The sequence below is a fragment of the Microbacterium sp. LS_15 genome (genome assembly GCF_041954735.1).
Lineage (GTDB): Bacteria > Actinomycetota > Actinomycetes > Actinomycetales > Microbacteriaceae > Microbacterium.
Map to the genome: position 1 here is coordinate 115,617 of NZ_JAVAYD010000004.1, position 21,790 is coordinate 137,406.

Below are 21,790 nucleotides of genomic sequence, written 5' to 3' on the forward strand. Positions count from 1 at the left end.
CTACTCGCCCTGCGGCGGCAGCGCGGCGATGATCGGGTGGTCGTGCGCGATGACGCCCACCTTGGCCGCCCCTCCGGGCGACCCGATCTCGTCGAAGAACTCGACGTTGGCCTTGTAGTAGTCCTGCCACTCCTCGGGCAGGTCGTCTTCGTAGTAGATCGCCTCGACGGGGCAGACCGGCTCGCAGGCACCGCAGTCGACGCACTCGTCGGGGTGGATGTACAGAGACCGTTCGCCCTCGTAGATGCAGTCAACGGGGCATTCGTCGATGCAGGCGCGATCCTTGACATCGACGCACGGGAGGGCGATCACATACGTCACGCCACCAGTCTACGTGCCGAGACCCGTGCGATCTCCCCGCTCGGGCTCGATGCCGCCGGCGGGACGCCGATCGACACCGGGGACCTCGGTGATGGGTGCGAAAGGGGCGTCCGTCTCAGCCGCGGCCGCGGGCGCCTCCGTGCGCGACGGCACGCGTGCGATCCGCGGCCATGCGACGACGAGGAGCACGAGCCCCGCGACCACGTAGGTCCAGACCCTGCCGCTCAGGCACTCCTGCACCACGATCGAGCCCCCCGGGCCGACGCCCGAGATCAGCACGAGCATCCCGAGCATGCCGAGGCCGGAGGCCAGGGCGGCTCCGCGGTCGTGGGTCAGGGCACGGATGGCGACGAGGATCGCGCCGCACGCGACGGTCCCGACGATGAGTCCCACCGGCACCGGACCCCACGTCACACTGTGGGCGATGGTGCCTGCCACTCCGAAGACGCCGCCGACGAGAGCCGCGGCCACCCAGGACAGCACCCGGGAGATCCATCCGATACGCACGGATCGATCCTACGCGCGCTCGACGCCCGCCACGGTCGATGCCGACGCCGCCACGACGCGCCGGACTCACGCCGCGAGCCCCGCCAGCCTCAGCAGCGCCGCGACCGCCGCGGCCGCCACCACGACCACGAGGAACGACTGCCGCAGCAAGAGCAGGCCGGCCGCCACGAGGAGCGCGGGCACCCGGGCGTCCACGACGACGGCCTGACCGGCGCCGAGGGTCTGCACCGCCACGAGCGCCGCCAGCAGCGCCACGGTGAGCAGATCGGAGATCCGTGCCGGACGCGGCGCCTCGAGCACCTCGGGAGGCACGAGGTATCCGACGGCCTTGAGCGCGAGACAGATCACGGCGGCGAGCAGGATGGCACTCCAGACGCTCATCGGAGCCCCTCAGGCGCAGAGACGGTCGATGCATCGTCCCGCCCCAGCCAGTTGAACCATCCGACGAGGATCGCGACCAGTGCCGCGACCAGCACCGGGAGACCGGGCATGAGGGCGGGAGTCAGAGCTGCGGCGACGACGGCCGCTGCCACGCCGACCGCGATCGCCTGGCGCTGCCGGAGCCGCGGCCAGAGGAGCGCGAGGAAGGCGGCGGCGGCCGCGGCATCCAGCCCCCAGGTCTTCGGGTCGCCGAGCACGTCGCCGACGAGCGCGCCGACGAGGGTGGTGAGGTTCCATCCGAGGAAGATGCCGATGCCGGTGACCCAGAAGCCGACCTGCCGCAGTCGCGGATCGCTCTGCGACACCGCGACGGCCGTCGATTCGTCGATCGTGAAGTGGGCGGCCGCCGCGCGACGCGCGGGGGTCGTGCCGACGAGGGGGGACATGCGCATCCCGTAGGCGACGTTCCGCACACCCAGCAGCGCGGCCGAGGCGATCGCCGAAGGCAGTGCCGCCGCCCCGCCGGCCGCGAAGACCCCGACGAAAGCGAACTGGGATCCGCCCGTGAACATGAGCAGGCTCAGGACGCAGGTCTGCCAGACGTCGAGCCCCGAGGCGACCGCGAGCGCTCCGAAGGATACGCCGTACGCGCTGGTCGCGATCACGACGCCCGCGGCCTCTCGCCAGACCTCGCGCTCGGCCGTCATTCGTCGCCCGTTCGATCGAGTGAACACATGATCATCATTCTGAACAGGTCGAATAGCATAGTCAAGCGAACGATCGTTTGACATGATGAACGGATGGACGACCTCCGCACTCGCATCGCCCGCACCCTCCGCCGAGAGCGGGAGGCAGCCGGCATCTCGGTCTCGGAGCTCGCCCGTCGCGCCGGGATCTCCAAGGCGACGGTCTCGCAGCTGGAGTCGGGGTCCGGCAACCCCAGCGTCGAGACGCTGTGGGCGCTCGGCGTCGCACTCGGCGTGCCGTTCGCCGTGCTCGTCGACCAGCAGGCGAACGCCCCCACGCTCATCCGAGCGGACGAGCTCGCCGGAGTCCCGTCGTCGGCGGCCGCGTACAGCGCCACCCTCCTCTCGGCGAGCCCACCGGGCGCCCGCCGCGACGTCTACCTGATCCACGCCGAGCCGGGCGACCCGCGACGCTCGGATCCGCATCACAGCGGCACCACGGAGCACGTCATCCTCATCGCAGGCCAGGCGCACATCGGTCCGGTCGGCGAAGCCGTGCTGCTGAACCCCGGCGACTACCTCTCCTACGCCGGAGACATGCCGCACGTGTTCGAGGCGGTCGTCCCCGGCACGAGCGCCGTGCTCATCTCCGAGCTGCGCTGATCAGTCCCCCGCCGCGGGCGAGGGATCGGGGATCTCCTCGGGCTTGTAGCGCGGGAGGCGCGAGGCCGGCACGATGGCGATCGCGCTGATGCCCGCGAGGATCAGCAGACCGAGCCGCAGAGTGCCGAGCCGCGCCTGCTCGTTCACCGACACCGCGGCGTCGACCTGAGCCGGGGTCGCGTCCGTCCTGTCGAGCACAGCGCGCAGGTCGTCGTTGCTGATGAAGTTCACGTCGTCGAGGTCGACCTGAGCCACGAGCTCCGGCGGGAGCTCCGGATGCTCGACCACCGCGCGCCCCACGCTCAGACCGAGCAGCGACACCAGCAGGGCGCCGGCCAGCGCCGTCCCCACGGCGGACGCGAGGTTCTGCGTCGTTCCACGCAACGACCCCACATCGCCGGCGAGCTCCGAGGGCGCCGCCGTGACGAGCACGTTGAACACGAGCGTGACGAGCGCGCCCTGCCCGATCCCGAAGACGACGAGACCGACGATGGTCGCGAGGGTCTCCCAGTTGTTGTCCACGACGAACGACAGCCACACCAGCGCGAACGTGGTGAGGACGAACCCGAACATCCCGATGACGCGAGGCGGATAGCGGCGGTAGAAGCGCACGACGAGCGTGGCCGTGATGAAGACCGTGAGGTTGAACGGCATCATCGCCAGCGAGGTGTCGAACGGCGTCCGCCCCTGCACGATCTGGATGTACAGCGGGATCGTGAAGTTCACGCAGGCCTCGAGCGCCACGACGATGAACATCGCGTACACGGCGGCCCGCTCGCGCGACGATTCGAGCACGCGCAGGTCGATCAGCGGAACCCCTCCGCGCGCGATGCGCCGACGGGTCCACACGAAGAAGCACTGACCGAGCACGATCCCCACCACGATGAAGACGGGCGCGGGCGAGAGCCCGAGGATGCTGAACGGCGCCGCTTCCGTCGCCGCGAGGGCGCCCCAGCCGTTCAGGTTGTTGAAGCCGAGGGTGAGCAGCACGATCGCGGCGCCGATGAGGAGCGACGCCACGAGGTCGATGCGGATGGAGGCGTCGCCTCGGTCGCCGCGCAGCGTGAAGCTCAGCGCGAAGACGATCACTGCGATCGCGAGGACGATCACGAACAGGGGGCGCCAGCCGACGAGGGTGCCGAGCGTGCCGCCGATGAGGAAGGCCGTGACGCCGGAGATCGCCCGAGCCGAGCCGATCGCCCCGATCGCCGTGGCCTGCTGCCCGCCCCGGTAGTTCTCGGCGATCAGCGCGACGATCGAGGGGACGATGATGGCGGCGGCGGCACCGGCGACCGCCTGCCCGGCGATCGCCCACCCGACGCTCGGTGAGACGATCATGAGCACGGCCGAGCCGGCGAACAGGACGATGACGATCCGGAAGATCAGCACCCAGCCGATTCTCTGACCGAGCTTCGCACCCGTCATCACGAGCGCGGCGACCGCCAGCCCGTACATCACGATCGTGCTGCTCGCGACAGTGGGCGGCACACCGAACTCGACGACGATGCCCCCGAGCGAGATCGGCAGCGCGGCGACATTGAACGACATGAGCACCTGCGCGAGGAAGAGGCTGACCAGCGGCAGCCAGGAGGTGCGGGTCTCGGGACGGTCGGTGGAGGTCATGGCGTCTCCTCGGTGATGGGTGACGGGTCGGCATGCCGTTGAGCCGCGCGCGGATGGCCGCCTCCCGCGTGCCCGCCCGCGGGGTGGTGGCCTGCGGGCGCCGACGCGAAGAGGTCGAGCCCGAGTGATCGGGAGGAGTGCGCGATCGCCCGCTGCGATCGGATCGAGTTGCCTGCCCGGTCGAGCAGCGGCGAGAACCCGGCGACGGCGCACTTGCCCGGCGAGACGGCGACGATTCCGCCCGAGACCCCCGACTTCGCGGGCAGGCCGATCTCGAAGAGCCACTCCCCCGAGCGCTCGTACAGGCCGGTGGCGGCGACCACGGCGAGCGTGTCGCGGCAGACGTCGGCGGAGACGACCCGATGCCCGGTCACCGGGTTCACACCGCCGTCGGCCAGCGTGGCCCCCATGACGGCGAGGTCATGGGCCGTCACGAGGAGCGCGCACTGCCTCGTGTAGACGTCGACGGCCTCGTCGGGGTCGCCGTGCAGCCGCCCGTAGCTGCGCAGCAGGCGCCCGAGCGCTCTGTTTCGGTCGTTGGTCTCGGCCTCGGAGGCGTAGACCTTTCCGTCGAGCCGGAGCTGCCGTCCGGCGAATGCCGACAGTCCCTCCCGGAGGAGCTCCCAGCGCTCGACCGATGTGTCACCCGGCAGGAGCGCTGTGGTCGCGATGGCTCCCGCATTCACCATGGGGTTCATCGGGTGGCCGTCGTTGAGCTCCAAGGCCATCACCGAGTTGAAGGCGAGCCCGGTGTTGTTCACTCCGACGATCTCGCGTACTCGCTCGTGGCCGTGCTCCTGGATCGCGAGCGCGTAGACGAACATCTTCGAGATGGACTGGATCGAGAACGGATGCCGCGCATCGCCCGCATCGTGCAGACCGCCGTCGACCTCGACCAGCGCCAGCCCGAACAGCGACGGATCGGCGTGCGCCAGCTCGGGGATGTAGTCGGCGACCGCGCCGTCGTCGACGCCGATGCTCTCGGCGTGCGCCTCGAGCAGCAGGTGCTCGACGCTCGCCCACCCGGGGAGCGACCCCGTCGAGACGCGGGCCGGGATGCCGTGCCGTGCTGCGGACTCCACGCGCCCTCCTCGGGTCGGCGACGCCCCAGCCGTCTCGCTCACCGTAGCGCGACGACGGCCCCCTGCCTAGGGGCAGGGGGCCGTCGGACGAGCGCGGGGTGAGGCTCAGTACCAGTTGCTGGCCTGGGAGTGACCCCACGCGCTGCAGGGTGTGCCGTACACCGACTTGATGTAGCCGAGACCCCAGGCGATCTGAGTGGCGGCGTTGTCCTGCCAGTCGGCGCCCGCGGATGCCATCTTGCTGCCCGGGAGCGCCTGCGGGATGCCCGTCGCGCCGCCGGACTTGTTGTAGGCCTTGTAGTTCCACCCGGACTCCTTGGTCCACAGCGAGTTCAGGCAGGAGAACTGGTCGTCGCCCCAGCCGTACTGGCTCGCCATCATCTCCCGGGCTGTGGCCTTCGCCCCGTCCGGGGTGTTGGCCTGGGCCAGCGCCGCTGCGGCCGCAGCGGCCTGCTCCTCTTCGACCTTGCGCTGCTGGGCAGCCGCGTAGTCGTTCTGCAGGGTCGCGGTCTCGGTCGTCACGGCCTCGGTCTCTGCGGCGACGTAGGCCTCCAGGCTCGTGAGCTCGCGGGACGACAGCCCGTCGCGGTCACCGAGCCGGTCGATCCACGAATCGAGGTCGGTGGTGTCGACGGCGGCGGGCGCGCCGGCGAGGTCGAGGCCGGAGGCAGCGACCTCCGCGGTCACGGCGTCGGCGGCGTCAGCGGCATCCTGCGCGATCGAGATATGGATCGCGGCGTCGTCCACCTTCTTGGTGAGCGGCGCGGCACCGCCGGTGACGAACGTGGCGACGTCGGCGACGGGATCGGGCGTCTCGGTGCCGGCAGCGGCCGGGGCGGAGACGATGCCGACGGTCAGGGCGGCGCCGATGACGCCTCCCGCGATGGTTCCGAAGATCCACTTCGGGCGGCGGGCGGTGACGGCGTTGCGGGCCTCCGCCACGGACGAGGCGCGCCGAAGCGCACGGGTGTTCTGCAGCATGGGTATCGACTTTCGGGTCGTCGTGCGCCCCTCACGGGACCCTCATCGGGAGTCGGCCCCAGGCGCAAGGTAACGATTCTGCAACATCGCACCTGAGCGCTTCATGAGAAAGGGCCCTGCGCCGTCGTCGGACGGTGCAGGGCCCTTTCGAGGGACCGAGGGTCAGGCGTTGGCGTCTTGACGCTTGAGGCGCGCGGTCTCGCGGGCACGGGTGTTCGCGTCCAGGTTGACCTTGCGGATGCGCACGGCCTCGGGCGTGACCTCGACGCATTCGTCGTCGCGGGCGAACTCCAGGCTCTCCTCGAGGGTGAGCACGCGAGGCGGCGTCATCGACTCGAAGTTGTCGGCCGTGGCCGACCGCATGTTCGTGAGCTTCTTCTCCTTGGTGATGTTCACGTCCATGTCGTCGGCGCGCGAGTTCTCGCCGATGACCATGCCCTCGTAGACCTCCGCCGTCGGCTGCACGAAGAACGACATGCGCTCCTGCAGGGCGATGATCGCGAACGGCGTGACGACACCGGAGCGGTCGGCGACGATCGATCCGTTCTGACGGGTCGTGATCTGACCCGCCCACGGCTCGTAGCCGTGCGAGATGGCGTTGGCGATGCCGGTGCCGCGGGTGGTGGTGAGGAACTCGCTGCGGAAGCCGATGAGGCCGCGCGACGGCACGATGAACTCCATGCGCACCCAGCCGGTGCCGTGGTTCGTCATGTTCTCCATGCGTCCCTTGCGGTTCGCGAGGAGCTGCGTGATCGCGCCGAGGTGCTCCTCCGGCGTGTCGATCGTCAGGTGCTCGAACGGCTCGTAGGTCTTGCCGTCGATCTTCTTGGTGACCACCTGGGGCTTACCCACCGTGAGCTCGAAGCCCTCACGGCGCATGTTCTCGACGAGGATGGCGAGCGCGAGCTCTCCACGACCCTGGACCTCCCACGCGTCGGGGCGGCCGATGTCGACGACCTTGAGCGAGACGTTGCCGATCAGCTCGCGGTCGAGACGGTCCTTGACCATGCGGGCGGTGAGCTTGTGACCCTTGACCTTGCCCATGAGCGGCGACGTGTTCGTGCCGATCGTCATCGAGATGGCGGGGTCGTCGACCGTGATGGCCGGCAGCGGACGCACGTCCTCGGGGTCGGCGATGGTCTCACCGATGGTGATGTTCTCGAAGCCGGCGATCGCGACGATGTCACCGGGCCCGGCGGACTCGGCGGGGTACCGCTCGAGCGCACGGGTCTTGAGGAGCTCCGTGACGCGGGCGTTGCTGGTCGTGCCGTCCGAGCGCACCCAGGCGACCGTCTGGCCCTTCTTGAGCGTGCCGTTGAAGATGCGCAGCAGCGCGAGGCGACCGAGGAACGGGCTCGAGTCGAGGTTCGTCACCCAGGCCTGCAGAGGCGCCTCGTCGTCGTAGGACGGAGCCGGGACGTGCTCGAGGATCGCGCCGAAGAGCGGTTCGAGGTCGTCGTTGTCGGGCAGCGAGCCGTCGGCGGGGCGGTTCAGCGATGCGGCGCCCGCGCGTCCGGAGGCGTAGACGACCGGCACGTCGAGCAGCGCGTCGACGTCGAGGTCGGGCACGTCGTCGACGAGGTCGGAGGCGAGGCCGAGCAGCAGATCGTGCGCCTCCTCCTCGACCTCGGCGATGCGGGCGTCTGGCCGGTCGGTCTTGTTGACCAGGAGGATGACGGGCAGCTTCGCCTCGAGCGCCTTGCGCAGCACGAAGCGGGTCTGCGGCAGCGGGCCCTCGCTCGCGTCCACGAGCAGCACGACGCCGTCGACCATGGAGAGACCGCGCTCGACCTCGCCGCCGAAGTCGGCGTGACCGGGGGTGTCGATCACGTTGATCGTGATCTCCTGGCCGTCGGCGTGGGCACCCTTGTAGGTGATCGCGGTGTTCTTCGCGAGGATCGTGATGCCCTTCTCGCGCTCCAGGTCGTTGGAGTCCATGGCGCGCTCGTCGACGTGGGCGTGTTCACCGAACGAGCCCGTCTGGCGGAGCATCGCGTCGACGAGAGTGGTCTTCCCGTGGTCGACGTGCGCGACGATTGCGACGTTGCGGAGGTCAGAGCGGAGGGCGTGCGCCATGCAGGAGTCCTAAAGAGTGTGGGTTTTCGCCGGGAAGCCGACATTCCAGGTTACCGTATGCGCACGGGCACGTTCCTGAGCGGCCCACAGGGCACCGCGCAGACCGTCGGCTAGATTGGCGGCATGGGGGAACAGATGCCCGACGCCGACCTCGCCGCAGTGCAGAATCCCTACACTCCGCCCGCCCAGCTCGCCGACATCGCGGCACGACGCAGCGACCTGCACCCTCTGCTGCTGAGTCACCCCGGCTGCTATCCCGCATTGCGGGGGTGGATCTCGCAGGTGAATCCCGTCGCCCGGCCGATGCCCGCAGACAGCTATCCCGCACCGGCGGGAAGCTACCCGATCTCCACCGGCGCGCCCCTTCCCCCTCCGCGTCGCAGCCGGGTCGGGTGCTTCCTCATCGGGTGCGGCGGCATGGCGCTCGTGGCGCTCGTCGTCGTCGGCGTCTTCGTGGCCGGCGCCGTGCTCTCGACGCCCGGTGGCGACTCCGATCCCGGCCCGGACGCGGGTGCGCCCGTGACCGGTGATCCGGCATCGGCATTCGAGGCGGAGCGCACCAGGTTCTACGATCTCGCCGCTCAGCTCGACGGCAACCCGGTCGCACCGCTGGTCACCAGGACCGCCGAGTTCGAGAGGCTGGAGAAGAGCATGGCGGCGCCCGGCATCACGGACGAGCGCGCGGCGCAGCTCGCGCAGAGCGCACAGACGGCGCGGGAGGAGCTGGAGCAGCGGATCGCGGACGCGCAAGCCCGGCGCACGAACGCCTCGGGCTCCGTCACCGAGGGAATCGTGGACGAGGCGGGGGCGGGTTTCATTGACATCGCCTGGGATGCTGCGACGGCCTGCGCCACCTCCCAGAACGCGGATGAGGGCCGCTTCACCGCGGGCTGCGTCTCGGAGGACCCGCTCGCCGTGCACCTCGCCCCGGAGGACCAGCTCCCGGGAGACATGGGCATGCGCGTCGTCGTGCTGCACGAGCTCACGCACCTGTACCAGCGTGCGGACTCCGACGCCCATCCCGACGGCGTCAGCAGGGCCACTCAGCTCGTGGATCAGGGCTACTTCCAGGGAAGCTCGGAGTCGATGGCGGACTGCTACGCCCTCACGTACCTCGACCAGTGGACCCTGACCTTCGAGAACCGCACGATGGGCTACGGATACGTCTGCGGCGAGGAGGAGCGGGGCCTCATCCGCCAATGGGCCGCCGAGGTGAACGCTCCCCTGCCGTGACGCTGCGGGCACGGGGACGTACGATCGGGGACGTGGCAGCCGTCGACCTCTCCCCCGCCCCCTCGCGTTCCCGTCGGTGGTGGGAGATCGCGATCGTCCTGGCGCTCGGACTCGGCCAGTCCGCCGTCTACGCGGTCGTGCAGCTCGCCTACCGCCTGACGGACACGACACCGCTCGCCGACCAGACGGCGACGCTGAACCCGTCCCGCAGTGACCGCGAGGTCTTCGACCTCATCTACCAGATCCTCTCGATCGGGTTCTCGATCGTGCCGGTGCTGCTCGTCTGCTTCCTGCTGTGGCAGTCGCGCCGCCCGCACCTCGGTGCGCTCGGACTCGACGGGCGCAAGGTCGGATCGGATGCCGCACGCGGCATCCTCCTGGTCCTGGCGATCGGCATCCCCGGCCTGGCGCTCTACCTCGCGGGGCGCGCCCTCGGTCTGTTCGTCGCGGTGAACCCGGCAGGACTCGACGCGCACTGGTGGACGGTCCCCGTGCTGCTGCTGGCCGCGGCCCGGGCCTCCATCCAGGAGGAGTTCGTCGTTCTCGGGTACCTGTTCGCCCGGCTGAAGCAGCTGGGCTGGGGTCCGTGGCCGATCATCCTCGCGACGTCGGTGCTGCGAGCGAGCTATCACCTCTACCAGGGCCCGGGAGCGTTCATCGGGAACCTCGCGATGGGACTGCTCTTCGGCTGGCTGTTCCAGCGCTCCGGACGCCTGATGCCGTTCCTCGTCGCGCACTTCCTCATCGACGCGACCGTGTTCGTCGGCTACCCCTGGGCCGCGGCGACCTGGCCGGAGCTGTTCGGACTCCCCGGCTGAGTCGGCGGGACCTGACGACACGCGCCCGATCGACGGGGCCCCCGACGCGTGCGGGCTACGGTGAGCCTGTCCAATGACGACGAATCGGAGGGATTCACATGAAGATCAGGACCACAGGCAGGATCGGAGCAGCTCTCCTGCTCGCCGCGGGGATCACCGTGGCGAGCGTGGCGCCCGCAGCAGCGGCTGTCTACAGCGGGTACCCCTCGGCTGCCGCGTGCAACGCGGATCGCACCGAACACGTCCGCAACGGTGGCAAGGCGTCTCCCTGCATCCATGGGACCTGGGGCTGGCAGTTCCAGACGTACAGCTGATCGACGGACGGGGAGGCGGGGCCTCGCGACCTGCCTCCCCGCCCTTCACCGACGCAGCAGACGGTCAGCCGGTCGCCGTGATCACCACGGAAACGCACGCCCAGACCGCGATGACACCCAGCGCGAGGAGCGCGCGGCCATCCCACTCGCGGCGGATCGGCGCATCCCTCGCTCCGGAGGTCGCCTGCCAGCGATCGCGGATCTCTGTGAGATCGCGCAGCCCTGTCGGGGCGTTCGCCTCAGCGTCGTGGTCGGACGGACGTCGCGACGGCCGCGCCCTGGCCGGCCCGCCGTAGCAGGTGACGTCGGTGCCGTCGTCGAGCGAGAACACGAGCTGCCAGCGCAGGTCGATGTCGCGGACGCGATTCCAGCCGAATGAGGTGCGACGGAGCATGTTCTTCACCACCGCCCCGTCGTCGTCGACGCGCACGGTCGAGACGAACGCGATCTCGTACACGACCCACAGGCCGAGCAGAACCCACGGGGCGAGGAGAAGCATCTGCCCCCATCCCGCGCGTACGACGGCGTCGCCGAGCAGGAAGAGCGCGAGCAGCGAGCACAGCACGAACGTCACCGGCCCGGAAGCCGCGCGGAACGTCCGCGCGGCCCCGGGCCGAGAGTCAGCCGACACGCTCAGTGTCCGCCGAGGGTGATCGACGCACCGGGGATCGCCTGCAGCAGGCGCTCCGTGTACTCCTGCTGCGGATTCGCGAAGATCTCGTCGACCGTGCCCTGCTCGACGATGCGACCCTTCTCCATCACGCAGACGAGGTCGCTCGAGACGCGCACGACGGCGAGGTCGTGTGTGATGAACAGGTAGGTCAGGTTCAGCTCCGACTGGAGGTCGGCCAGGAGCTTGAGGATCTGATCCTGCACGAGCACGTCGAGCGCCGACACGGCCTCGTCGAGAACGACGATGTCGGGCTTGAGCGCGAGCGCGCGGGCGATCGCCACACGCTGACGCTGACCGCCCGAGAGCTCATTCGGATACCGGGTCGCGAGAGCACGCGGCAGCGCGACCTGGTCCAGCAGCTCCTCCACGCGCTCACGGTGCGATGCCCGATCGCCCACGCCGTGGATCTGCAGCGGCTCGGCGATCGTGTTCCCGATGTTCCGCAGCGGATCGAGCGAGCCGTACGGGTCCTGGAACACGGGCTGCATGCGGCGACGCAGGCCGAAGGCCTGGGCGTTCGAGAGGTTCGACACGTCCTGGCCGTCGATCTCGATCGTGCCCGCGGTCGGGTCCTCCAGCTTGAGCACCATCTTCGCGACGGTGGACTTGCCGGAACCCGACTCCCCCACCAGCGCGAGTGTCTTGCCGCGCGGGATCTCGAAGGACACGTCGTCCACGGCTCGGAAGTCCTCGCTGCGGAACCCGCCCTGGCGGATCTTGTAGTCCTTCGTGAGACCGGCCACTCGAACCGTCGGCGGGATGTCCGCGAGGTCCTCCAGCGTCTCGATGCCCCGATCCTCCACGACGGCCTGGATGCGCTGCGACGCCACGCTCGGCGCCGCGGCCACGAGACGCTTGGTGTACGGATGCTGCGGGTTCTCGAGGATCTCCCGGCTGGGTCCGGCCTCGACGATGTTGCCGCCGTTCATCACGATGATCTTGTCCGCGCGCTCGGCCGCGAGGCCGAGGTCGTGGGTGATCAGCAGCACCGAGGTGCCCTTGTCGCGCGTGAGCGACGCCATGTGGTCGAGGATCACCCGCTGCACGGTCACGTCGAGGGCCGAGGTCGGCTCGTCGGCGATCAGGAGCTTCGGGTCCGCAGCGAGACCGATACCGATCAGCGCACGCTGACGCATGCCACCCGAGAACTGATGCGGAAACTGGTGCAGACGGCGCTCGGCGTCCGCCAGCCCGGCCTGCTTCAGCACCTCGATCGCGCGAGCCCGGACGGCCTGGCGCCCCTGCGCTACGCCGTTGGCACGGATCGCCTCCTTGACCTGGAAGCCGATGCTCCACACCGGGTTCAGGTTCGACATCGGGTCCTGCGGCACGAAGCCGATGTCCCGTCCGCGCACCGCCTCTATCTCGCGGCGGTTGAGCTTCGTCAGTTCGCGTCCCTCGAGGGTGATGGAACCGCCTGTCACCTCGCCCGTTCCGGGAAGCAGGTTCACGATGGCCGTGGCCGTCGTGGACTTGCCCGAACCGGACTCACCCACGATCGCGACGGTCTCGCCCGGCATGACGTCGAAGCTCACGCCGTGCAAGACCTCGCGCAGCCCCTCCTGGGTGCGGAAGGCGACCTTCAGGTCGCGGATGCTGAGCAAGGGGATCTGGTCGATTGCGCGCTCGCTCATCGGCGTGCCCTCGCCTTCGGGTCGAGGGCGTCTCGGATGAGCTCACCCAGGGTCACGAACGCGAGAACGGCGAGGGTCAGCGCGATCGACGGATAGATGAGTGCCATGGGCGCGACGCGCAGCGACGATTGGGCTGCGCTGATGTCATTGCCCCACGACATGGTCCCGCTTCCCAGACCCACGCCGAGGAACGAGAGCGTGGCCTCCGCCACGATCGAGGCGGCGAGCGACAACGTCGAGACGACGAGCAACGGGGCCAAGGCGTTCGGGATCACGTGTCCGACGAGGGTTCCGAACTTCGAACGCCCCAGGGCTCGAGACGCCACGACGAAGTCGGCCTGCCTCACTCTCAGTACCTCGGCTCGGACGACACGTGCCGTCGAAGCCCATGCGAAGCCTCCGATCGCGAACGCAAGGACAGGCACGGAGCGGTACTGCGAGAAGACCGTCATGACGACGACCGCGGCGAGGATGTACGGGATGGCGAAGAAGATGTCACCGATGCGGGACAGCAACGAGTCCAACCATCCGCCGTAGAACCCCGCCAGCGCTCCCATGATGAGCCCGACGATCGATCCGATCGCTGTAGCCAGCAGACCGACGGCCAGCGACGTCTGGGCGCCCCAGACGATGCGCGAGTAGATGTCGCACCCCTGGAAGGTGAAGCCGAGCGGATGCCCGTCGGCCGGACCGGCGTTGCTGTTCGAGAGCTGACAGTCGCTGTCCGGCGGTGTGGATGTGAACAGCGACGGCCAGAGCGCCATCACGATGAAGAAGAGCGCCAGCGCGACCGAGAACCAGAAGAGCGGGCGGACCCGGAGGTCGGACCACGCGTCGCGCCACAGGTTGCGGGGCTTCTCGGCGACTCGGACGGCGTCGACGGCGATGCTCTCCGTCTCGACGGGGGCGACGAAGTGATTCTGCGAAGTGGAATCAGGCATAGCGGATCCTTGGGTCGAGCAGACCGTAGAGAAGGTCGATGACGAGATTGACCAGAACGTACAGGATGACGAAGACCGTCACGAACGACACCACCGTGGGGCCTTCGTTTCGGATCGCCGCCTGGTAGAGCGTGTTTCCGACGCCGGGAACGTTGAAGATCCCCTCTGTCACGGTCGCGCCCACGAGGAGCACTCCGAAGTTCGTCGCCGAGTTCGTGATCACGGGGATCAGCGAGTTGCGGAGGACGTGCACCGGAATGACCCGGCCGCGCGACAGGCCCTTGCTGTACGCGGTTCGCACCCAGTCCTGATTCAGTGTGTCGATGACGGAGCTCCGCATCAGTCGCATACTGACCGCGTAGAGACTGAAGCCCAGCACGATGGCGGGAAGCCAGAGTCCGCCCCAATCGTTGTCGGAGCCGACGGTCGGCTTGAACCATCCGAGCTTGATCGCGAGGAAGTACTGGCCGAGGAATGCGACCACGAAGATCGGAACGGCGATCGCGACGAGCGCGATCCCGAGCATGGCGTGGTCGAAGATCTTCCCCTTGCGCAGGGCGGAGACCGTTCCGATGATGATCGCGAGCGTGAACTCGATGGCGATCGCCATCACGGCGAGGCGCCCGGTGACCGGAAGTGTCTCAGCGAGCACCTCCGAAACGGGGCGGCCGGAGAACGTGTTGCCGAGGTCGCCCTGGAACACCCCGGTGATGTAGTACCAGTACTGCACGAGGAAGGGATCGTTCAGGTGATACTGCTCGCGAAGCTGCTCGACGACCGCCGGGTTGGGGGTGCGATCGCCGAAGAGGGCGAGGATGGGGTCGCCGGGCATGGCGAAGACGAGGAAATAGATGAGCAGTGTGGCTCCGAAGAAGACCGGAATCACCTGCAGGAGGCGTCGAAGGATGTAGCCGAGCATACGTAGTCCCGTGGAGGCAGAAGGCGGGCAACCAGGTGAACACAGCCCGCGAGGCGGCGACGAATCATCGTCGCCGCCTCACGGGTGAGTGCCTCTGGCTTACTCGCCGTCCTTCGTGACCTGGTAGAGGATCGGCCAGGTGTCCCACCCGAACTCCACGTTCTCGACGTTCTCGCCCCAGGCACCCATCGCGTTGGTGTACCACAGCGGGATCGCGGGCAGGTCCTTGAAGAGGATCTCCTGCGCCTCCTGGAACTTCGCGATGCCGTCCTTCACATCCGGAGCGGACGAGCCCTCGTCCAGAAGCGCGTCGAACTCGGGGTTCGAGTAGTCCCCGTCGTTGGAACCGGCACCCGTTCCGAAGAGCGGGCCGAGGCCGTTGAACATCGACGGGTAGTCGAACTGCCATCCGGTACGGAACGCGGTCTGCGTCTGGTCCTCGGTGATCAGGGTGCGGTGCTCGGCGAAGGTCGGGATCGGGTTGCCAGACGCGTCGATACCGAGGTTGTTCTTCAGCTGGTTGGCGACCGCGTCGACCCAGCCCTGGTTGGGGCCGTCGGCGTTGTACTGGATCTGGAAGGATCCGGTCCACGGGGAGATCGCATCGGCCTCTGCCCACAGTTCCTTCGCCTTGTCGGCGTCGAACTCGAGCACCTCCGAGCCCGGGATGTCCTCGGAGTAGCCGTCGATGACCGGGGACGTGAAGTCCTTCATCGGGGTACGCGTGCCGCTGAAGACCACCTTGGTGATCTCGTCACGATCGATCGCGTGGGAGATCGCGGCGCGCCGCAGCTGTCCCTCTTCACCGCTGAAGTGTGCGAGGCGCTCCGGGATGGTGATGGTGGCGTTCGCCGCCGCAGGCTGGTTCACGGTGCGGTCCGGGAAGTCGCTCTCGAAGGTCTGCAGAGCAGTGTCCGGGATCTCCTGGATGATGTCGAGCTCGCCACCCTGGAGGTCGGCGTACGCTGCGTCGGTGCTGGCGTAGAGCCTCATGTCCACGCCACCGTTCATGGCCTCGCGGGGTCCGGTGTAGTCCTCGTTCTTGACGAGTTCGATGCTCTCGTTGTGCTTCCACGCACCTTCTTCGGCGAACACGTAGGGTCCGTTGCCGATGGGGTTCTCGCCGAAGGCCTCGAGGTCGTCCCATGCCGCGGCAGGGAGGGGGAAGAACGCGGTGTAGCCCAGGCGCAGCGGGAAGTCGGATTCCGGCTGCTTCAGCGTGACGGTGAACGTGAGGTCATCGACGACCTTGAGCCCGGACAGCTCCGGGACGTTCTCTTCATACGAGAATCCCTCGATGGACTCGAAGAAGTAGCTGGAGAGCTGCTTGTTGTCGAGCGCCGCGCCGTAGTTCCAGGCCTTGACGAACGACTCAGCGTCCACCGGGTCGCCGTTCGCGAAGGTCTGGTCGGCCTTGATCTTGATCGTGTAGGTCTTCGAGTCCTCGGTCTCGATGGACTCTGCCAGATCGTTGTGCACCGCGCCCTCGGCGTCGTAGTAGACGAGACCGGCGAAGATGCTCTGCAGTACCAGTCCTCCACCGACCTCGTTCGTGTTGGTCGGGATCAGCGGGTTCTGCGGCTCGGTGTTGTTCACGGAGATGATGGCCGACGCGTCGCCGGACGCCGTGTCGTCCGCGGACTCGTTGCCCCCACCGTTTGCGCAGCCCGCGAGCGCCAGGGCGCCGATCACGAACAGCGCGGTGCCCGCAAGGGCGATCTTGTTGCGCTTCACTGTGTGTCCTCCTGTGGACGGGTATTCATCAAACTGCGCGCTCATCGTCGAACGCGTAGGGATAGTCGACTGTAACCCGGGGTTCGCGCAACCCCGCGCTCGGCTAATCAACCGTTACTGAGTGGTGATCATCTGTAACACCGCGGAAACGCGCGACGCCCATGCGCCGCGCCGGGAGCCGAATGTTTGCACGTTCAGGTCTCGGCCCATACGGTGTCTTCCAATGCAGGACAACCGGAGGAAGGAACGAACATGAAGAGGAAGCTGATGGGGGCAACGGCGGGAATGGCGCTGGTCGCGGGGCTGGTCGTCGCCACGCCTCTTGCGGCGCAAGCGGCGTCCGGGTGGGCGGGCGCCTACATCGAGTCGTCGCACTGTCAGGCCGATCGACGCCTTTACGTCCAGGAGGGCTACAAGGTAGGGCCCTGTCAGAACCGCCCGGGCTACCCCGGGCAGTGGTTCAGCTGGACGAAGTAGGTTCTCGAACCGAGAAGGGGGTCGGATGCCGCGGCATCCGACCCCCTTCCTGTCGCCGTGATCAGGCGAAGGCCTCGATCGGCGGGCAGGCGCACACGAGGTTGCGGTCGCCGTACGCCTGGTCGATGCGCCGCACCGGCGGCCAGTACTTCCCCGCGACGAGGGCGTGCACCGGGTAGGCGGCGTCCTCCCGCGTGTAGGCGTGCTCCCACTCCCCTGCGATGAGCGACACCGCGGTGTGCGGAGCGTTCACCAGGGGGTTGTCGTCGGCGGGCCAGCGGCCGGCGGCGACGGCATCCGCCTCCGCCTTGATCATGACCATGGCCTCGACGAAGCGCTCGATCTCGTCGATGTCCTCCGACTCCGTCGGTTCCACCATGAGGGTGCCGGCGACCGGGAACGACATGGTCGGGGCGTGGAAGCCGTAGTCGATGAGCCGCTTCGCGACGTCGTCGACCGTGACACCCGTGGCCTCCTTGAGGGGACGCAGGTCGAGGATGCACTCGTGCGCCACTCGTCCGTTCTCACCGCTGTAGAGCACCGGGTAGTGCTCTCCGAGGCGTGCGGCGATGTAGTTCGCCGAGAGGACGGCGGATGCCGTGGCGCGACGCAGACCGTCGGCGCCCATCATGCGGACGTACGCCCACGAGATCGGCAGGATGCCGGCGGAGCCGTACGGCGCTGCCGAGATCGGTCCGCCGTCGAACATGAAGCCGCCCGCGTGCTCGGCGCGCTGCGCGAGCGGGTGAGAAGGCAGGAACGGCGCGAGGTGGGCCTTCGCGGCGACCGGACCGACGCCCGGTCCGCCACCGCCGTGCGGGATCGCGAACGTCTTGTGCAGGTTGAGGTGCGAGACGTCGCCGCCGAGGTCGCCGAACCGCGCGTAGCCGAGCAGGGCGTTCAGGTTCGCCCCGTCGACGTACACCTGACCGCCGGCGTCATGCACGGCCGCCGTGATCTCCACGACGTCCTGCTCGTACACGCCGTGCGTCGACGGGTAGGTGATCATCAGCGCGGCGAGCTCGTCGGCGTGCAGCGCGATCTTGGCGCGCAGATCCGCGAGGTCGACGTTACCCAGCTCATCGGTCGCGACCACAACCACCTTCATGCCGGCGAGCACCGCCGAGGCGGCGTTCGTGCCGTGGGCCGACGACGGGATCAGGCAGATCGTGCGATGCGCGTCGCCGTTGGCGTGGTGGTACCCCCGGATCGCCAGGAGCCCGGCCAGCTCTCCCTGCGAGCCCGCGTTCGGCTGCAGCGAGACGGCGTCGTACCCGGTGACCTCGGCGAGCCACGACTCCAGCTGCTCGATGAGGTCGAGGTAGCCCTGCACGTCGGATGCCGGGGCGAACGGGTGGATGCCCGCGAACTCCGGCCACGTGATCGCCGCCATCTCGGTGGCCGCGTTGAGCTTCATGGTGCAGGAGCCCAGCGGGATCATGCCGCGGTCGAGCGCGTAATCGCGATCGGCGAGCGACTTCAGGTAGCGCATCATGGCGGTCTCGCTGCGGTGCGCGTGGAAGACCGGGTGCGTCAGGTACTCGTCCTGGCGGAGCAGCGCCTCGGGCAGCGCCGAGAGCGGGCCGGTCAGGCCGAACACGCGCTGCTGCGGACCGCCGAACACCCGCGCCACCTCGTGGATGTCAGCGGTCGTGGTGGTCTCGTCCACCGAGATGCCCACGGTGTCGGCATCCACCCCGTGCAGGAGGATGCCCTTCTCGTGCGCGGCCGCGACATGCTCGGCTGCGGCGCCGGGAACGCGCACCTGAAGCGTGTCGAAGAAGGCGTCGTGCGCGACGTCGGCACCGGCCTCGACGAGCCAGTCGCGCAGCAGAGCGGCCTTGGCGGCCGTCTCACGGGCGATCGCGCTGAGCCCGTCCGGGCCGTGGTAGACCGCGTACATGGAAGCCATGACGGCGAGCAGCACCTGAGCGGTGCAGATGTTCGACGTGGCCTTCTCCCGGCGGATGTGCTGCTCGCGGGTCTGCAGCGACAGGCGGTAGGCGGGACGGCCGTCGGCGTCGACCGAGACGCCGACGAGGCGTCCGGGCAGCTGACGCTCGAGGCCGGCGCGCACGGCCATGTAGCCGGCGTGCGGTCCGCCGAAGCCCATCGGCACACCGAACCGCTGCGTCGTGCCGACCGCGACATCGGCGCCCATGTTCCCCGGTGACGCGAGGAGCGTCAGTGCGAGCAGGTCGGCTGCGACGACCGCGAGACCGCCGGCGAGGTGCGCGGCATCGATCACGGCGCTCGGGTCCCACACGCGCCCCGACGCGCCGGGGTACTGCACGAAGACGCCGAACAGCTCGGCGGGCAGCTCCTCCCCCGCGGCGAGGTCGACCGTCACGACCTCGATGCCGACGGCCTCCGCCCGAGCGGCGAGAAGGGCCCTGGTCTGCGGGAAGGCGTCCGCGTCGACGGCGAACACGTTCGACGTCGTCTTCGAGGCGCGCCGCGCGAGCAGCATCCCCTCGACGACAGCCGTCGACTCGTCGAGCATGGAGGCGTTCGCGGTGGTGAGACCCGTCAGTTCCGAGACCATCGTCTGGAAGTTGATGAGCGCCTCGAGGCGACCCTGCGAGATCTCGGGCTGGTACGGCGTGTAGGCGGTGTACCAGGACGGGTTTTCGAGCACGTTGCGCTGGATGACGCTCGGCGTGATGGTGCCGTAGTACCCGAGGCCGATCATCGGTCGGTTCACCGCGTTGCGGCGGGCCAGCGAACGGAGCTCGGCGAGCGCCTCCGTCTCGCTCGCGGCAGGCGGGATGACGCTGTCCTCGTGCTCGGCCGTGAAGATCGAGGCGGGCACGGCCTCGCGCATCAGCGCCTCGATCGAGCTCTGTTCGGCGGACTCGGCCGAGAGTCCGAGCGCGTCGAGCATCCGGCTCTGGGCGGACGAGGTGAGTCCGATGTGACGATCGGCGAAAGAGACCACGAGGCGATCAGCCCTCCGTGTGCGCGACGTACGCGTCGCGGTCGAGGAGTCCGTCGAGCGCGTCGTCCGCGACCTCGACCTTGATGAGCCACGCGTCCTCGAACGGCGAGGAGTTCAGCAGCGCAGGGTCGTCGACGACGGCCTGGTTCACCTCGGTCACCGTGCCGGCGACCGGGGCGTAGAGCTCGGACACCGACTTGGTCGACTCGGCCTCGCCGAACACGTCGCCGCGGGAGACCGCCGTGCCCACGGCCGGCAGCTCGACGAAGACGATGTCACCGAGGGCGTCTGCGGCGAAGTCGGTGATGCCGACGGTCGCCACCGCGCCGTCGACGGCGACCCACTCGTGCTCTTCGCTGTACTTGAGGGTGGTCAGATCGGTCATTTTGTCCTCCGGTAGAAAGGCAGGGCGGTCACGGTCGCGGGGATGCGGGTTCCCCGCACGTCAAGGAATACTGCGGATCCCTCCGCAGCGGAAGAAGGATCGACGTAGGCCATCGCGATGGGATGCCCCAGGGTCGGACTCAGGGCACCGCTCGTGACCTCGCCGATCGGCGTGCCGTCCTCGGTCACGACCGCGTAGCCGGCGCGACCGGCGCGCTTGCCCTCGGCGGCGAGACCGACGAGGACGCGGGCATCGGATGCCGCATCGACGGCGTCCTTCCCCACGAAGCTCTCCTTCGCCGAGACGACGACGCGGCCGAGGCCCGCCTGCGCGGGCTTCGTGTCGAGCGTGAGCTCGTGGCCGTAGAGCGGCATGCCCGCCTCCAGGCGGAGCGTGTCGCGGGCGGCGAGACCGGCCGGGATCAACCCGTGCGACTCGCCGGCGGCGAGCACGGCATCCCACAGCGAACCGGCGAGCGCCGCGGGGACGAGCAGCTCGAAGCCGTCCTCGCCCGTGTACCCGGTCCGAGCGAGCAGCAGCGGCTGACCTCCGAACGTCGCGGTCGCCCACGCGTAGTAGCGCTGCTCCGACCACGGGATGCTGACGTCGGCGACGCCCTCGGTGTCGGCGAGGATGGCCTCGGCGTTCGGACCCTGCACGGCGATGAGGGCGTAGTCGTCGGAGACGTCGTCGACCTCGACCGTGAAGCCGTCGGTCCGGGCGGAGAGCGCCTCGCGCACGGCATCCCGGTTCCCGGCGTTCGAGATGACGAGGTAGTCCTCGTCGCCGAGTCGGTACACGATGACGTCGTCGATGATCCCGGCGGACTCGGCGAGCAGCAGCGAGTACTTGGCCTTGCCCACGGCGAGCGCCGACAGGCGCCCGGCGAGGGCATGGTCGAGATAGTCGGCGGCCTGCGCGCCGCGCACCGTGAACTCGGCCATGTGCGAGATGTCGAAGATCCCGGCGGACTGGCGCACCGCGTGGTGCTCGGCGAGGTCCGACGTGTACCTGACCGGCATCTGCCAGCCGCCGAAGTCGGTGAAGGACGCGCCGAGAGACTCATGGCGGTCTCGCAGCGGGGTGTAGCGGGGGTCGGACATGGAGTTCTCCCGGGCTGGGTCGGGCGGAACGGCGGCGACGTCGTTCCTCGGAACTCCCCCTCTGTCATCGGCCTGAGAGTTTCACCCCTGAGGGGCTTTCACCGTCGGCGGACGTGGGGCTCTTCGCTCCACGTCTCTTTCCAGAGTGGCCGGGACCCCGCGGTACGCGTACCTGAGAGATTGGCGGGGAGGCTTGCTCCTTCGGTGCCCGGCTGCGTTCGCCGGGGCTCTCCCGCGTGGCCCGTTCGGCCGATGTTCGATTGTGGTCCCAGTGTAGCGGGTGACCGGCTGCCGCCACCGC

20 protein-coding genes and 1 riboswitch are annotated in these 21,790 nt (G+C 68.9%); of the genes, 4 read left to right on the forward strand and 16 right to left on the reverse strand.

Features of this window, described 5'->3' with window-relative positions; genetic code table 11:
• The 4 genes from fdxA to RAC69_RS07670 form a co-directional block, all read right to left on the reverse strand.
• Positions 1-321, reverse strand: a complete 321-nt coding sequence (gene fdxA / locus RAC69_RS07655; RefSeq protein WP_341935008.1) for a ferredoxin — start codon at positions 319-321, stop codon at positions 1-3.
• 9 nt (positions 322-330) lie between these two features.
• The gene (locus RAC69_RS07660) at positions 331-828 is read right to left on the reverse strand and encodes a histidinol dehydrogenase (RefSeq protein WP_375086263.1); all 498 of its coding nucleotides are present in this window, start codon (positions 826-828) and stop codon (positions 331-333) included.
• 66 nt (positions 829-894) lie between these two features.
• Complete coding sequence (locus RAC69_RS07665) at positions 895-1,209, reverse strand: AzlD domain-containing protein (RefSeq protein WP_375086265.1); 315 nt, start codon at positions 1,207-1,209, stop codon at positions 895-897.
• Positions 1,206-1,916, reverse strand: a complete 711-nt coding sequence (locus RAC69_RS07670) for an AzlC family ABC transporter permease (RefSeq protein ID WP_375086267.1) — start codon at positions 1,914-1,916, stop codon at positions 1,206-1,208. The genes RAC69_RS07665 and RAC69_RS07670 overlap by 4 nt, the downstream gene beginning before the upstream one ends.
• A 93-nt stretch (positions 1,917-2,009) precedes the next feature.
• On the opposite strand from RAC69_RS07670, the gene RAC69_RS07675 reads away from it, so the two are divergent.
• Entirely contained in the window at positions 2,010-2,558 is a 549-nt protein-coding gene (locus RAC69_RS07675; protein WP_375086269.1) for a helix-turn-helix domain-containing protein, read from the forward strand.
• Here RAC69_RS07675 and RAC69_RS07680 read toward each other — a convergent pair whose 3' ends face one another.
• From RAC69_RS07680 to typA, 4 genes are all read right to left on the reverse strand, one after another.
• A complete protein-coding gene (locus RAC69_RS07680; RefSeq protein WP_375086270.1) occupies positions 2,559-4,181 on the reverse strand; it encodes an MFS transporter in 1,623 nt (540 codons plus the stop codon).
• A complete protein-coding gene (gene glsA, locus RAC69_RS07685) occupies positions 4,178-5,263 on the reverse strand; it encodes a glutaminase A (RefSeq protein WP_375086272.1) in 1,086 nt (361 codons plus the stop codon). Before glsA ends, RAC69_RS07680 begins: the two co-directional genes overlap by 4 nt.
• 105 nt (positions 5,264-5,368) lie before the next feature.
• The gene (locus tag RAC69_RS07690) at positions 5,369-6,244 is read right to left on the reverse strand and encodes a phospholipase (protein ID WP_375086274.1); all 876 of its coding nucleotides are present in this window, start codon (positions 6,242-6,244) and stop codon (positions 5,369-5,371) included.
• 162 nt (positions 6,245-6,406) lie between these two features.
• Positions 6,407-8,320, reverse strand: a complete 1,914-nt coding sequence (gene typA / locus RAC69_RS07695; RefSeq protein ID WP_375086276.1) for a translational GTPase TypA — start codon at positions 8,318-8,320, stop codon at positions 6,407-6,409.
• 123 nt (positions 8,321-8,443) lie between these two features.
• Here typA and RAC69_RS07700 point away from each other — a divergent pair, with 123 nt between their 5' ends.
• The 3 genes from RAC69_RS07700 (at position 8,444) to RAC69_RS07710 (ending at position 10,685) form a co-directional block, all read left to right on the forward strand.
• Positions 8,444-9,553: a hypothetical protein gene (locus tag RAC69_RS07700; protein ID WP_375086277.1), complete on the forward strand. Its 1,110-nt coding sequence runs from the start codon at positions 8,444-8,446 to the stop codon at positions 9,551-9,553.
• A 32-nt stretch (positions 9,554-9,585) separates the two neighbouring features.
• Complete coding sequence (locus RAC69_RS07705) at positions 9,586-10,371, forward strand: CPBP family intramembrane glutamic endopeptidase (RefSeq protein ID WP_375086279.1); 786 nt, start codon at positions 9,586-9,588, stop codon at positions 10,369-10,371.
• A gap of 98 nt (positions 10,372-10,469) precedes the next feature.
• Positions 10,470-10,685 (forward strand): hypothetical protein, encoded by a 216-nt coding sequence (locus RAC69_RS07710; protein ID WP_375086280.1) that lies wholly within the window; start codon positions 10,470-10,472, stop codon positions 10,683-10,685.
• Positions 10,686-10,749: 64 nt separating this feature from the next.
• Here the strand turns inward: RAC69_RS07710 and RAC69_RS07715 are convergent, their stop codons facing one another.
• From RAC69_RS07715 to gcvT, 8 genes are all read right to left on the reverse strand, one after another.
• A complete protein-coding gene (locus RAC69_RS07715; RefSeq protein WP_375086281.1) occupies positions 10,750-11,316 on the reverse strand; it encodes a PH domain-containing protein in 567 nt (188 codons plus the stop codon).
• 2 nt (positions 11,317-11,318) lie between these two features.
• Positions 11,319-12,992, reverse strand: coding sequence for a dipeptide ABC transporter ATP-binding protein (locus RAC69_RS07720; RefSeq protein ID WP_375086282.1), 1,674 nt, complete (start codon positions 12,990-12,992; stop codon positions 11,319-11,321).
• Positions 12,989-13,933, reverse strand: coding sequence for an ABC transporter permease (locus tag RAC69_RS07725; protein WP_375086284.1), 945 nt, complete (start codon positions 13,931-13,933; stop codon positions 12,989-12,991). The genes RAC69_RS07720 and RAC69_RS07725 overlap by 4 nt, the downstream gene beginning before the upstream one ends.
• Positions 13,926-14,852 carry an ABC transporter permease gene (locus RAC69_RS07730; protein ID WP_375086285.1) on the reverse strand — a complete coding sequence of 309 codons (927 nt, stop codon included), beginning with the start codon at positions 14,850-14,852 and terminating at the stop codon, positions 13,926-13,928. Before RAC69_RS07730 ends, RAC69_RS07725 begins: the two co-directional genes overlap by 8 nt.
• Positions 14,853-14,951: 99 nt before the next feature.
• Positions 14,952-16,586 carry an ABC transporter substrate-binding protein gene (locus RAC69_RS07735; RefSeq protein ID WP_375086287.1) on the reverse strand — a complete coding sequence of 545 codons (1,635 nt, stop codon included), beginning with the start codon at positions 16,584-16,586 and terminating at the stop codon, positions 14,952-14,954.
• Positions 16,587-17,124: 538 nt separating this feature from the next.
• On the reverse strand, positions 17,125-19,947 hold the full coding sequence (gene gcvP, locus RAC69_RS07740) for an aminomethyl-transferring glycine dehydrogenase (protein ID WP_375086395.1): 2,823 nt from the start codon (positions 19,945-19,947) through the stop codon (positions 17,125-17,127).
• A 61-nt stretch (positions 19,948-20,008) separates the two neighbouring features.
• Entirely contained in the window at positions 20,009-20,386 is a 378-nt protein-coding gene (gcvH, locus tag RAC69_RS07745) for a glycine cleavage system protein GcvH (protein WP_341935025.1), read from the reverse strand.
• Positions 20,383-21,489, reverse strand: a complete 1,107-nt coding sequence (gcvT, locus tag RAC69_RS07750) for a glycine cleavage system aminomethyltransferase GcvT (protein ID WP_375086288.1) — start codon at positions 21,487-21,489, stop codon at positions 20,383-20,385. The genes gcvH and gcvT overlap by 4 nt, the downstream gene beginning before the upstream one ends.
• 150 nt (positions 21,490-21,639) lie before the next feature.
• A riboswitch (glycine riboswitch) is annotated at positions 21,640-21,734 on the reverse strand.
• Positions 21,735-21,790 lie beyond the last annotated feature (56 nt).

What these genes read in the sequence shown, in the direction of transcription:
- RAC69_RS07720 (WP_375086282.1), bottom strand. Translation starts at nt 12,992, where the DNA reads ATGAGCGAGCGCGCAATCGACCAGATCCCCTTGCTCAGCATCCGCGAC.
- RAC69_RS07665 (WP_375086265.1), bottom strand. Translation starts at nt 1,209, where the DNA reads ATGAGCGTCTGGAGTGCCATCCTGCTCGCCGCCGTGATCTGTCTCGCG.
- gcvH (WP_341935025.1), bottom strand. Translation starts at nt 20,386, where the DNA reads ATGACCGATCTGACCACCCTCAAGTACAGCGAAGAGCACGAGTGGGTC.
- gcvT (WP_375086288.1), bottom strand. Translation starts at nt 21,489, where the DNA reads ATGTCCGACCCCCGCTACACCCCGCTGCGAGACCGCCATGAGTCTCTC.
- RAC69_RS07725 (WP_375086284.1), bottom strand. Translation starts at nt 13,933, where the DNA reads ATGCCTGATTCCACTTCGCAGAATCACTTCGTCGCCCCCGTCGAGACG.
- gcvP (WP_375086395.1), bottom strand. Translation starts at nt 19,947, where the DNA reads ATGCTCGACGCGCTCGGACTCTCGGCCGAGTCCGCCGAACAGAGCTCG.
- RAC69_RS07700 (WP_375086277.1), top strand. Translation starts at nt 8,444, where the DNA reads ATGGGGGAACAGATGCCCGACGCCGACCTCGCCGCAGTGCAGAATCCC.
- RAC69_RS07710 (WP_375086280.1), top strand. Translation starts at nt 10,470, where the DNA reads ATGAAGATCAGGACCACAGGCAGGATCGGAGCAGCTCTCCTGCTCGCC.
- typA (WP_375086276.1), bottom strand. Translation starts at nt 8,320, where the DNA reads ATGGCGCACGCCCTCCGCTCTGACCTCCGCAACGTCGCAATCGTCGCG.
- RAC69_RS07670 (WP_375086267.1), bottom strand. Translation starts at nt 1,916, where the DNA reads ATGACGGCCGAGCGCGAGGTCTGGCGAGAGGCCGCGGGCGTCGTGATC.
- RAC69_RS07675 (WP_375086269.1), top strand. Translation starts at nt 2,010, where the DNA reads ATGGACGACCTCCGCACTCGCATCGCCCGCACCCTCCGCCGAGAGCGG.
- RAC69_RS07680 (WP_375086270.1), bottom strand. Translation starts at nt 4,181, where the DNA reads ATGACCTCCACCGACCGTCCCGAGACCCGCACCTCCTGGCTGCCGCTG.
- RAC69_RS07730 (WP_375086285.1), bottom strand. Translation starts at nt 14,852, where the DNA reads ATGCTCGGCTACATCCTTCGACGCCTCCTGCAGGTGATTCCGGTCTTC.
- RAC69_RS07690 (WP_375086274.1), bottom strand. Translation starts at nt 6,244, where the DNA reads ATGCTGCAGAACACCCGTGCGCTTCGGCGCGCCTCGTCCGTGGCGGAG.